Annotated in this window: 11 protein-coding genes and 1 riboswitch; of the genes, 2 read left to right on the top strand and 9 right to left on the bottom strand. The window is 62.6% G+C overall.

The window, feature by feature from the left end; genetic code table 11:
* Positions 1 to 36: 36 nt before the first annotated feature.
* From M1E05_RS09005 to M1E05_RS08985, 5 genes are all read right to left on the bottom strand, one after another.
* Positions 37 to 279: an RNA-binding protein gene (locus tag M1E05_RS09005; protein WP_247045668.1), complete on the bottom strand. Its 243-nt coding sequence runs from the start codon at positions 277 to 279 to the stop codon at positions 37 to 39.
* A gap of 1 nt (position 280) precedes the next feature.
* Positions 281 to 697, bottom strand: a complete 417-nt coding sequence (gene rpsP / locus M1E05_RS09000; RefSeq protein ID WP_458114518.1) for a 30S ribosomal protein S16 — start codon at positions 695 to 697, stop codon at positions 281 to 283.
* 199 nt (positions 698 to 896) lie between these two features.
* Positions 897 to 1,334, bottom strand: coding sequence for a hypothetical protein (locus M1E05_RS08995; RefSeq protein WP_461165044.1), 438 nt, complete (start codon positions 1,332 to 1,334; stop codon positions 897 to 899).
* 119 nt (positions 1,335 to 1,453) lie between these two features.
* Positions 1,454 to 2,329: a VOC family protein gene (locus tag M1E05_RS08990; RefSeq protein WP_461165043.1), complete on the bottom strand. Its 876-nt coding sequence runs from the start codon at positions 2,327 to 2,329 to the stop codon at positions 1,454 to 1,456.
* Between the two features lie 114 nt (positions 2,330 to 2,443).
* On the bottom strand, positions 2,444 to 3,526 hold the full coding sequence (locus M1E05_RS08985; protein ID WP_461165042.1) for an amidohydrolase family protein: 1,083 nt from the start codon (positions 3,524 to 3,526) through the stop codon (positions 2,444 to 2,446).
* A gap of 114 nt (positions 3,527 to 3,640) precedes the next feature.
* A riboswitch (TPP riboswitch) is annotated at positions 3,641 to 3,748 on the top strand.
* On the opposite strand from M1E05_RS08985, the gene thiC reads away from it, so the two are divergent.
* Positions 3,744 to 5,588, top strand: coding sequence for a phosphomethylpyrimidine synthase ThiC (gene thiC / locus M1E05_RS08980; RefSeq protein WP_458111212.1), 1,845 nt, complete (start codon positions 3,744 to 3,746; stop codon positions 5,586 to 5,588). Its footprint overlaps the riboswitch before it by 5 nt.
* Here thiC and M1E05_RS08975 read toward each other — a convergent pair.
* The gene (locus M1E05_RS08975) at positions 5,557 to 6,291 is read right to left on the bottom strand and encodes an alpha/beta fold hydrolase (protein ID WP_458111213.1); all 735 of its coding nucleotides are present in this window, start codon (positions 6,289 to 6,291) and stop codon (positions 5,557 to 5,559) included. The two genes, thiC and M1E05_RS08975, sit on opposite strands and share 32 nt — an antisense overlap.
* A gap of 60 nt (positions 6,292 to 6,351) precedes the next feature.
* The gene (ffh, locus tag M1E05_RS08970) at positions 6,352 to 7,938 is read right to left on the bottom strand and encodes a signal recognition particle protein (protein ID WP_458111214.1); all 1,587 of its coding nucleotides are present in this window, start codon (positions 7,936 to 7,938) and stop codon (positions 6,352 to 6,354) included.
* Positions 7,939 to 8,102: 164 nt separating this feature from the next.
* Here ffh and M1E05_RS08965 point away from each other — a divergent pair, with 164 nt between their 5' ends.
* On the top strand, positions 8,103 to 9,497 hold the full coding sequence (locus M1E05_RS08965) for a glucose-6-phosphate dehydrogenase (protein WP_458111215.1): 1,395 nt from the start codon (positions 8,103 to 8,105) through the stop codon (positions 9,495 to 9,497).
* Positions 9,498 to 9,575: 78 nt separating this feature from the next.
* Here the strand turns inward: M1E05_RS08965 and M1E05_RS08960 are convergent, their stop codons facing one another.
* Positions 9,576 to 9,914: a P-II family nitrogen regulator gene (locus M1E05_RS08960; RefSeq protein WP_247045651.1), complete on the bottom strand. Its 339-nt coding sequence runs from the start codon at positions 9,912 to 9,914 to the stop codon at positions 9,576 to 9,578.
* Positions 9,911 to 11,272 (bottom strand): ammonium transporter, encoded by a 1,362-nt coding sequence (locus M1E05_RS08955; protein ID WP_461165041.1) that lies wholly within the window; start codon positions 11,270 to 11,272, stop codon positions 9,911 to 9,913. The genes M1E05_RS08960 and M1E05_RS08955 overlap by 4 nt, the downstream gene beginning before the upstream one ends.
* Positions 11,273 to 11,489: the final 217 nt, after the last annotated feature.

The following is an 11,489-nucleotide window of genomic DNA, read 5'->3' as shown; positions in this document are numbered from 1 at the left end:
AAGGGGCCGGACCCAAGACAAGTGTTGCTGGCGCGATTACCGGCGGCGGTCGGTGTCGACGACGTCGACCCTGACCTGCTCGCCATTCGCCAATGCCGCCACCACTGTGCGCAATGCACGTGCTGTACGGCCCTGACGGCCGATCACCCTGCCAAGATCGTCCTGATGAACGCGAACCTCGAGGGTATCCCCGCGGCGGTTGTTCTTGGCACTGACCTTGACGTCCTCGGGGCTGTCAACAATCCCGCGGACAAGGTGTTCGAGCGCTTCTGCCAGCAATTTACTCAGCCTCGGTGGTCTCTGCTTCGGCGTCTGCTTCAGCCGGAGCTTCCGCCTTGGCCTTCTTGGTGATGGCTTCCGGGATGATCACGGAGCGCTTTTCCGGAGCAACGAAGGCAACCTTGGGGGCTTTCGTCTTCAAGGTACCTTCCTGGCCGGGAAGACCCTTGAACTTCTGCCAGTCACCGGTGATCTTGAGGATCGCGGCAACCTGCTCTGACGGCTGGGCGCCGACGGACAGCCAGTACTGGGCACGCTCGGAGTCAACCTCGATGTATGAGGGCTCCTCGGTGGGGTGGTACTTGCCGATTTCTTCGATGGCACGACCATCACGCTTGGTGCGTGAGTCTGCAACGACAATGCGGTAGTACGGTGCGCGCATCTTACCGAAGCGCTTAAGGCGAATCTTTACGGCCACTTTTGTGGTCACTCCTGTTTCTGAAACGGGGTCGAACCCGCGTTCTGCACCCGTGGGGCGGGCCATACTAGGGGGTTCTAAAGGACAGGATCCAGACGCGGAGAGAGGGGCCACGCAGATCAAGTACCTACTTATTGTGCCAGATCGACGGCGGGATTTCGACTTGACCCCCAGCCGGTCTTCTTCGACGCGCTAACGCCTACGACGCCCAGACGTACAGCCCGGTCCGATCGTTGTCATCAACGCCGCTTGCCAGCTCTGCAATCCGCTGGACGTAGCCCTTGGCTTCATCGGGCCCGAAAGGCATGTCGTCTTCCGCAGCCCACTGCTCGGCGACATGTTCAAGCACATCGCCTTCGCCTTCAGATTCGTAGCTGAGCAATTCGGCCAGGGCACGGACCATGGCCGGAGGAACACCGAGAAGGGAGTCGCTTGCCACGTCCACCATGGCCAGCTCGTAGTCCGCGCCTGCAGCGTGCACGGCCGCGCCTGCGAGGTCGCCCAACTGCTCGATTTCGAAGTCGCTGATTCCGGGGATGCGCACGGCATCACCGGTGGCGGGTCCGCCATCGTCGAGCGCTGTGGCCCGCTTCAGCGCGCCGTCGTGGGTGGAAACAAAGATCTCAGTGAACCCCATGGAAATCATCCTCATTCCGTCGCTGCGAGGAAGGTCCTACGATGCGGATTTTGAGCCCCACCGTGGCCGTCCGAATCAGCCTAACGCAGAAGGCGGCCCAACCCGGAAGGCGGGGATCGTCAGCGCACCGCCACGCGGATCCTGTTGCGCCACGGATCCTCAAAGCGCAGTTCCAGGCCGGTGTGATGGGAAGAGACCCCGGCGACTTTCAGGCGGTCGGCGAGCGCCCCGACGTCGTCCCCTGCGGGAACTTCAATGAGAACTTCCCCCAGCCCCAGCGTGTCCTTGCGTGGTCCGGCGCCGCGGCTGTTCCAGACATTCATGGCCATGTGGTGGTGATAGCCACCGGCGGAGACAAAAAGGGCCTGACCGTGCCAGCCGGCGGTCTTTTCAAAGCCCAGCGTATCCACGTAGAAGTCCTGGGCCGTCTGGACGTCGCCTACCTGGAGGTGGACGTGCCCGACGCCGGCACCCGACTCCCGCTGTTCGGAGACTCTCTCTTCGGTCAGGTGGCGCTGCAGGTAGTGCTGAGGGGGAAGAGGCAAGCTGTCCATTACAACGTTCTTGCCATCCCATGACCACACCTCACGGGGGCGGTCCCAGTAGAGTTCGATGCCGTTACCTTCGGGATCGTTGAAGTAGAAGGCTTCGCTCACCAGGTGATCGGCGCTTCCCGTGAACAACCGGGGCTCGTAGTGGGCTGCCGTAGCCACGGTGGCCGCAAGGGCCGGCTGGTCTTCGAACAACAAGGCTGTATGGAAGAGCCCTGCTTCGCCACGGGAAGGAACAGCCAGTCGGGGAGCTGCAGCAAGGTGGACCAGGGGCTGGCGGCGCCGGCCCAGGTAGAGCCCGCCATCCTGCTCCGCCACGATCTCCAGTCCGAGGGCGCGCTGGTAGTAATCGGTCATCAGCGTCAGGTCCCGTACCTTGAGCATCACTGTGCCCATGGTGAGGTCGGCGGGAAGCAGATCCTGGCTGCTCGTTTCCGTGGTCATAATTCACTCCTGGTTCGGGGGCCGCCCGGATCGGCGACCTGCACTCATAGAGTTAAATTACTTGAAGGTTCAATTTATTCCCTCATTGAGCATTTCCCCTTGTTAGCACTTCCCCTAACGAAGCACTTCCCCTCTGAGCACGATATGGCGGAGCGTCTTCAGGGTAGTCAGGGATTCGCGGGGGTCTTCGGCGCACACCAGCACATCGGCGCTGGCACCTTCGGTCACGCCTTCGGCGTCCAGCCAGGAGCGTGCAGCCCAGGCCGCAGAGTCCAGTGCCGCAGCGGCAGGGAGCCCTGCGGCATTCAGGGCGAGGACTTCGTCCACGATCCGTCCGTGGGCTATGACTGTTCCCGCATCTGTGCCGGCAAGGATTCGCACTCCCGCTTCGAATGCCTCCAGGACGCGCTCATTGCGCCGTGCCCACAAGGACCGCATATGGGCGGCGTAGACCGGGAACTTCGCATCTGCCCGTTTGGCGATATCTGGAAAGGTTCCGATGTTGACCAGGGTGGGAACCAAGGCAACACCCTGCTCGATGAAGCGGGGGATGTGGCGCGGAAGGAGGCCGGTTCCGTGTTCGATGCAGTCAATCCCGGCGTCGAGCATGTCATCCAGCGTGTCCTCGGCAAAACAGTGGGCGGTGACCCGGGCACCCTCCTCGTGCGCCGCGAGAACGGCATCCTTCACCGCCCAGGACGGAAAACAAGGGGCGAGATCCCCGGCGTCGCGGTCTATCCAGTCCCCCACAAGTTTGATCCACCCATCACCCGCACGGGCCTGCTTCCTCACGGTTTCCGCCAGATCCCGGGGCTCCACCTCCAGGGCGAGGTTCTTCAGGTAGCGGCGCGTCCTGGCAACATGCCTGCCGGACCTGATGATCCGTGGCATGTCCCTGCGGTGCTGAAGCCATCTGGTATCGCTGGGGGAGCCGGCATCGCGGACCAGCAGGGTGCCGGCATTCCTGTCTTGCAGGGCCTGCGCCTCGGCCACATGGTCAGGCACTTCACCCTCCGGGCCCAGGCCGATGTGGCAATGGGCATCGGCGAGCCCTGGCATCACCCAGCCATCGAGGACGACGCCGGGGTTTCCTGCGGGACGACGAAAGGTCAGCTTCCCGTCTACTGCCCACATTCCGTGTCGCTCCGAGTCAGGTGATGTGAGCACCGTTCCGCTGAATTCAATTATTTTCGGCACGGACAAAAGCCTAACGGCGGACCACCGCAGGATGTTCCCTGGCATGGCGATGCTGCGGCGCCCCGGTTTGTGGGACGCCTCGGGTTGCAGGAGGCATCGGTGTGATAGCTTCATTTACGACCACACGGGTGCCCTTGCAGGGGCTGAGATCGGGCTGACGCAGCCTGCGACCGTTGAACCTGTCCGGGTAATGCCGGCGAAGGAAGTGAGTATTCCCTTGAGTACCCCAGAATCACAGCACAGCCCTGTCCAAATTCCCTCCGGCGAAACGCAGTCCCTGAAGTCACACTCCCTCACCTACGTCTCCGGCGAAGGAAACGGAATCAAGGTGCCGGTGACTGCAATCGCCTTGGAGGACTCCCCCAACGGCGATAGAAACGGTCCTTTCCACGTCTACCGCACGGCCGGTCCCGGCAGCGACCCGGTGGTCGGTCTCAGGCCGTTCCGTTCCGAATGGATAGAAGCCCGCGGGGACACAGAGCCGTACAGCGGACGGGAGCGCACCCTGCTCGACGACGGCCGCTCGGCTGTCCGTCGGGGAGCAGCCTCAGAGGAGTGGAAAGGAGCGCAGCCGGTGCCCCGCCGTGCCGTCGGCGGCAGGACGGTCACCCAGATGCACTACGCGCGTCAGGGAATGATCACCCCGGAAATGCGGTTTGTGGCTCTCCGCGAAAATTGCGATGTTGAGTTGGTCCGCAGCGAGCTGGCGGCAGGCCGGGCCATCATCCCGAACAATATTAACCACCCCGAGTCCGAGCCCATGATCATCGGCAAGGCCTTCTTGGTAAAGATCAACGCGAACATCGGAAACTCGGCCGTGACAAGCTCTATCGCCGAAGAGGTGGACAAGCTGCAGTGGGCTACCCAGTGGGGAGCCGACACAGTGATGGACCTCTCTACCGGCGATGACATCCACACCACCCGCGAGTGGATCATCCGCAACTCTCCCGTGCCCATCGGCACCGTCCCCATCTACCAGGCACTGGAGAAGGTCAATGGAGAAGCCAACGCCCTGACCTGGGAGATCTTCCGCGACACCGTCATTGAACAGTGCGAGCAGGGCGTGGACTACATGACCATCCACGCCGGCGTCCTGCTCCGCTACGTGCCGCTCACAGCCAACCGCGTCACAGGCATCGTGTCACGGGGCGGCTCCATCATGGCCGGCTGGTGCCTCGCCCACCACGAGGAGAACTTCCTTTACACCCACTTCGACGAGCTGTGCGATATTTTCGCGATGTACGACGTCGCGTTTTCGCTGGGTGACGGGTTACGGCCCGGTGCCACCGCAGACGCCAACGACGCCGCACAGTTCGCCGAGCTCGACACGCTTGCCGAGCTCACCCAGCGGGCCTGGGATTTTGATGTCCAGGTGATGGTGGAGGGTCCCGGCCACATCCCGTTCCACCTGGTGCGGGAGAACGTGGAGCGCCAGCAGGAGCTCTGCAAGGGCGCGCCGTTCTACACCCTGGGCCCGCTCGTCACCGATGTCGCCCCGGGGTATGACCACATTACGTCGGCTATTGGGGCCACCGAGATTGCCCGCTATGGCACCGCCATGCTCTGCTACGTCACCCCCAAGGAACACCTGGGCCTGCCGAACAAAGACGACGTGAAGACTGGTGTGATCACCTACAAGATCGCCGCCCACGCCGCAGACCTTGCGAAAGGGCATCCCGGAGCGCACGAGCGGGACGATGCACTTTCCAAGGCACGGTTCGAATTCCGCTGGCGGGACCAGTTCGCACTCTCACTCGATCCGGTAACCGCCGAGGCTTTCCATGACGAAACACTCCCGGCCGAACCAGCCAAGACTGCCCATTTCTGCTCCATGTGCGGTCCCAAGTTCTGCTCCATGCGGATCAGCCAGGACATTCGGAACGAGTTCGGGTCTGCGGAGGCCCAGGCGCAGGTTGCAGAAATTGCTGCGTTGACGGCTGGCATGCGGGAGAAAAGCGAGGAATTCCTCGCCGCCGGCGGAAAGGTGTATCTGCCCGAATTGCTGGTGCCGGCAAATGACGGCACCAGGATCAGGAAGCCCGGGACTGCTGACGCCGGCTGACGTCAGCCAGGAATGACCGGATGATGCGGTCTCCCTCTACGGAATCGTGAGGCCGGTGCCCTCCCGCCGCAGTCCGGTGAAGGGCACCGGTTTCGCGCAGATAAGCAGCGATCTCCTCATAGAGCGGCTCCCACCCGCCAGTGAGGACCAGGGTTGGTACCCCCGGCACAATGTGGAGCGGCGCTTCCCACGGCGGAGCCTGGAGCCGGAGCCGCCTGGCGGCCTTGCGAGCCTCGGGGGTGGTTGGCCCGGGCGCTTCGGCCGAAAAAGCACGGCGGACGAATTCCCGCTGGAAGTCTTCGTCCCCAAGCTGGTGCCTGATGTCGAAGAGCGGCTCCATGAGGGACCTGTGGGCCGCGGTCGCGGGAAGTTCAGCCGTCAAGGAGAGGCAGGCGGGCTCCACCAGTGTCAGGGAGTACACCAGATCCGGGCGTTCCACTGCTGCCATCATTGCCGAGATGGCGCCCTGGGAATGCGCCACCACATGACCACCGGCGGCTCCGCGCCCCTCATCGCTCAACGCCCCCAGAATGATAGCAGTATCAGCGGCGAAGTCGGTCTCAAGTGGCTCCGACTGGGGGTCGAATCCGTACCGCCGCAGGAAGAGGGCATCATAGGCCAGTGCCATGCCGTGCTGTTTGGGCCAGGCAGCCGATCCAAAGCTGCCTGAGCCGTGGACGAACACTACCCGCTGCTTGAACATGACCCAACCCTAAGGCAAGGCCAGGGCAATGTGCCCGGGCGACATCGATGCCTTGGTTACTTACTTGTTTCCGCCGAGGAACTTATCGAAGCCCTTGGGCAGGTTCAGCTGGGCGGGATCGAAGTCGCCGCTCTGTTGGCCGAAGGCGGCACCGGTGGGAAGAGCTTTGGCAGCCTGCGAGCGCCGGGTCTCTGCGTCGCGCAGTTCCTGGGCCGCCTTGGCAGGGTTACCCGACCTTGCCTTCTTCTTCGGGGCGTTCTTCGCACCCTTGCGGGCTCCCCCACCGTTTCCTGCTCCGGGCATGCCGGGCATGCCGGGCATGCCGCCGCCCTGGGCCATCTTCTTCATCATCTTCTGGGCCTGGGCGAAGCGTTCAAGCAGTCCATTCACCTCAGAGACGTGCACACCGGAACCACGGGCAATACGCGCCCGGCGTGAGCCGTTGATGATTTTCGGCGCAACGCGTTCGTGGGGCGTCATGGACCGGACAATGGCTTCAACCCGGTCGATCTCCCGCTCGTCGAACTGCTCCAGCTGCTGGCGGATGTTTTGGGCGCCCGGCATCATCATGAGCATTTTCTTCATGGAACCCATGTTGCGGATCTGCTGCATCTGGGCCAGGAAATCGTCAAGGGTGAAGTCTTCCTGGTCGGCGAATTTCTTCGCCATCCGGGCAGCTTCGTCCTTGTCCCAGGACTTCTCGGCCTGCTCAATAAGGGTGAGGACGTCACCCATATCGAGGATGCGGGAGGCCATGCGGTCGGGGTGGAAGAGTTCGAAGTCATCCAGGCTTTCACCGGTGGACGCGAACATGACGGGCTTCCCCGTGACGGAGGCAATCGAGAGCGCAGCACCACCGCGGGCGTCGCCGTCGAGCTTGGAGAGCACAATGCCCGTGAAGTTCACACCTTCATCGAAGGCCAGCGCCGTGTTGACAGCGTCCTGGCCGATCATGGCGTCGACGACGAACAGCACTTCGTTGGGGACGATGGCCCGGCGGATGTTCCGTGCCTGATCCATCATGTCGGTGTCCACACCGAGACGTCCGGCGGTATCGACGATGACGACGTCATGCAGTTTCTGCCGCGCTTCCTCCACTCCTGCCTTGGCAACGGCAACAGGATCGCCGGCCGGGTGCTCAAGCTCGGAGGTGGCGCCGGGGTGCGGTGCGAAGACGGGAACACCCGCCCGCTTGCCCACCACCTGCAGCTGGGTCACGGCATTGGGCCGCTGGAGGTCGCAGGCAACGAGGATGGGACTGTGGCCCTGGGACTTCATCCATTTGGAGAGCTTGCCGGCGAGCGTCGTCTTTCCTGCACCCTGCAGACCCGCCAACATGATGATGGTGGGGCCGGTCTTGGCGAGGCGGATACGTCGGGTTTCACCGCCAAGGATCTCGACGAGTTCCTCATTGACGATCTTCACGATCTGCTGACTCGGGTTCAGGGCCCCTGAAACCTCAGCCCCCAGCGCGCGCTCGCGCACCCGTGCGGTGAATTCACGCACCACAGGTACGGCGACGTCGGCATCCAGGAGTGCACGACGTATTTCACGGACCGTGGCATCAACATCCGCCTCGGTGAGGCGGCCCTTGCCGCGGAGATTCTTGAAGGTTGCTGCCAACCGGTCAGAGAGTGAATTGAACACGCGCCGTGCACTTCTTTCAGTTGTTCTCGGATGACGGCCAATCAGGCGCGCCAACGTCGTGGACTGGTGTTCGTCCGGACTGCTCGTCCGGACGGACTGCCTCGACAACGGGACTCGACTATCTAGGGTACCAAGAGCAACCTTCAAGATGGCATGCTGGCAGGGTGACCAGCCAATCAAGTGTAAAAACCCTCCTCATTCTGGGCGCTTCCGGTGATCTCACCGGGCGGCTCCTGCTGCCCGGGCTCGCCAGATTGGCCGCAAAGGGCCGTGCAGGCAGCCTCAGGCTCGTTGGCGCAGGCTCGGACCCGTGGACGCCGGAACAGTGGCTTGAGCGGGTGGAGACCTCCTTCGCGGATGCGCTTGGCGAGGCGGATCCTGCCGGAAAGCCGGAACTGGAGAGGATCGCGGGGTCCACGGGCTACCATCAGCTGGACGTGACGGCTGGCGGGGAGCTGGGAGCCCTGCTGAAAGAGCTGGAGGGCCCGGTGGCCGTCTACTTTGCGCTCCCACCGCAGGTCAGCCAGAAAGCCTGTGAAGTCCTTACCCCGGAGGAAGTTCCGCGGGGGACGCGGCTGGTGATGGAAAAGCCGTTCGGATCCAGCGAGGCCACGGCCCGCGAGCTGAACAACACTCTGGTGGGCCTTGTTCCGGAGGACCACATCCATCGTGTGGACCACTTCCTGGGAAAAGCGACGGTGCTGAACATCCTTGGACTTCGTTTCGCTAACACCTTCCTGGAACCAGTCTGGAACCGGAACTACATTGAGAAGGTCGAGGTCATCTTCGAAGAGGACCTCGCCTTGGAAGGGCGAGCGCGGTATTACGACGGAGCTGGCGCGTTACGGGACATGATCCAGAGCCACCTGCTCCAAATCATGGCACTCATGGCCATCGAACCGCCCGCAACGGTTGGCGAACGCGATCTCAGAGATGCCATCAGTACCGTCCTCCGTGCCAGCAGCATCAAACCGCCCTTCAGCAACACCTCGCGCCGGGCCCGATACACAGCCGGTTCCATTGCGGGCAGGAGCATCCCTGACTACGTCCAGGAACAGGGTGTTGATGCGTCCAGGAACACGGAGACCCTTGCAGAGGTCCGGGTTGAAGTCGACAACTGGCGCTGGCAAGGAGTCCCGTTCATCCTCCGCTCCGGAAAAGCCATGGGAAATAAGCGCAAGGAGGCGGTCATCACCTTCCGCCCTGTACCGCACCTTCCGGCGGGCTTCACAGGGGTGGACTCCCCCAACCAGCTCCGGATCGGATTCGGGCCTGACACGCTACAGTTCGACGTCGATGTCAATGGCCCGGGCAACATCCTGAGCCTTGACCGGGCAACGCTGAATGCCGTGTTAAGTGCCTCCGACCTCCTGCCCTATGGCGAAGTCCTGGAAGGGGTGCTCACCGGAGATCCTTTGCTGTCCGTGCGCGGCGATGCCGCGGAAGACTGCTGGCGCATCGTGGACCCTGTCCTGCGCGCCTGGTCAAACGGTGAGGTACCTCTGGAGGAATACGACGCCGGAACTACAGGGCCGGCTTCCTGGCCAGGCTCGCCATAACAAGCAAAAGCGGGCCGGATACCTTTTCAGGTGCCCGGCCCGCTTTGTGTTTCAGCTTGGAAGCCTCTAATCCTTGAACTAGATTGCTGCGGAACCGCGTTCGCCGGTGCGGACCCGGACCGCTTCAAAAACGTCCACTGTCCATACCTTGCCGTCACCGGCTCGCCCCGTGTTGGAGCTGGCGATAATGACATCGAGGATGTCGTCCGCCTGCTCGTCCGTGGCCAGAACCTCCACGCGGATCTTCGGCAGAAGGTCCACGTTGTACTCAGCACCGCGGTAAACCTCGGTGTAGCCGCGCTGCCGGCCGTAGCCGCTGGCTGCGCTGACCGTCAGGCCCTGTACTCCGTATGCTTCAAGCCCTTCTCGGATGGACTCAAGCTTTTCCGGCCTAACGATTGCTGTAATCAGTTTCATGCGCCCACGCTTTCCTTACCTGCTGCTGCATCAGTCTTTGTGCTGTCTGCGGGTGCTGCGGTGGCTTCGCCCTGGGGCTTGCCGGTGATCAGTTCGTGCAGCGGCTGGAAGCTTCCGCCGTGGCCGCCGACGCCGAACTCGTAAGCGGTCTCTGCGTGCAGGCTGAGGTCTACGCCCACAGTTTCCTGTTCCTGGGAGACCCGGAAGCCCATGGTCTTGTGGATTGCCAGGCCGATCACAGCGGTGAGGATCGCGGAGTAGGCTATGGCGATACCGGCTACTGCAAGCTGCGCCCAGAGCTGGGTGAAGCCGCCGCCGTAGAAGAGCCCGCCGCCGACGCCCTCTTCCGGAAGGGCGATGAAGCCAAGGGCCACGGTGCCGATGATGCCGGAGACAAGGTGGACACCCACAACGTCCAGGGAGTCATCGAAGCCCCAGCGGAACTTCAGGCCAACAGCCAGGGCAGATGCGATACCAGCGATGAGGCCGAGACCCAGTGCACCGACCGGGCTGACGTTTGCACAGGCCGGGGTGATGGCCACGAGGCCTGCAACAACACCGGATGCTGCGCCCAGGGAGGTGGGGTGTCCGTCGCGGATGCGCTCAATGATGAGCCAGCCGATCATGGCTGCGGCAGGTGCTGCGAGAGTGTTTACCCAGATCAGGCCACCCTGCTCAGCGGAAGAGGCGAGGCCGCCGTTGAAGCCAAACCAACCGAACCACAGGATCGCAGCGCCGAGCATGACGAAGGGGATGTTGTGCGGGCGGTGGTTGGGATCCTTGCCGAAGCCCTTGCGGTTGCCGATGATCAGAACGAGGATCAGAGCCGCCACACCGGCGTTGATGTGGACAACGGTACCTCCGGCGAAGTCGATAGCCGTGCCGAGGGCCTGGCCGATTGCGCCGTCCGCACCGAAGAGGCCGCCACCCCAGACCATGTAGGCCAGCGGGCAGTAAACGAGCGTTACCCATACTGGCACGAAGACAGTCCAGGCGCCGAACTTGGCGCGGTCTGCAATGGCTCCGCTGATCAGGGCCACGGTGATGATGGCGAAGGTAGCTCCGTAGCCGGCGAGGATGAGGCCGTTTGGCGACTCCGCCGAGTTGACGCCCTCAAGACCGAAGCTGGTGAACGGGTTTCCGACAATCTGCAGGAAGCCTTCACCGCCCGTCATGGAGTAGCCCCAGAGGACCCAGACAACGCCCACGATGCCGATGGAGATGAAACTCATCATCATCATGTTCAGCGCCGCCTTGGCGCGCGTCATGCCGCCGTAAAAAAATGCCAGCCCTGGTGTCATGAACAGCACGAGTGCCGCCGCAACCATGAGCCATACGTGACCTGCGGTAAGTTCCATGGTGCACGTCCTCCCTTGCCTAATGCTTGATAGATGCCTATTGATGCTGCGAAGTGATCCGCTTGCCAACGCCTTGTTTGCGTTGCCTTGTTTGCGTTCTTAGAAGATTTTGGCTGGGCTGTGTTTCACTCGCGGAGGATTTAGATTGCCGGGTTGTTACAAGAATCTCCCGGAAGTAAATGGTGCATATCCTGCTTGTTACGGATATGTTTCACGA

Source organism: Arthrobacter sp. R4-81, assembly GCF_054792365.1.
The sequence above is the reverse complement of the archived record's forward strand: the minus strand, read 5'-3'. Positions and strand labels throughout refer to the sequence as shown.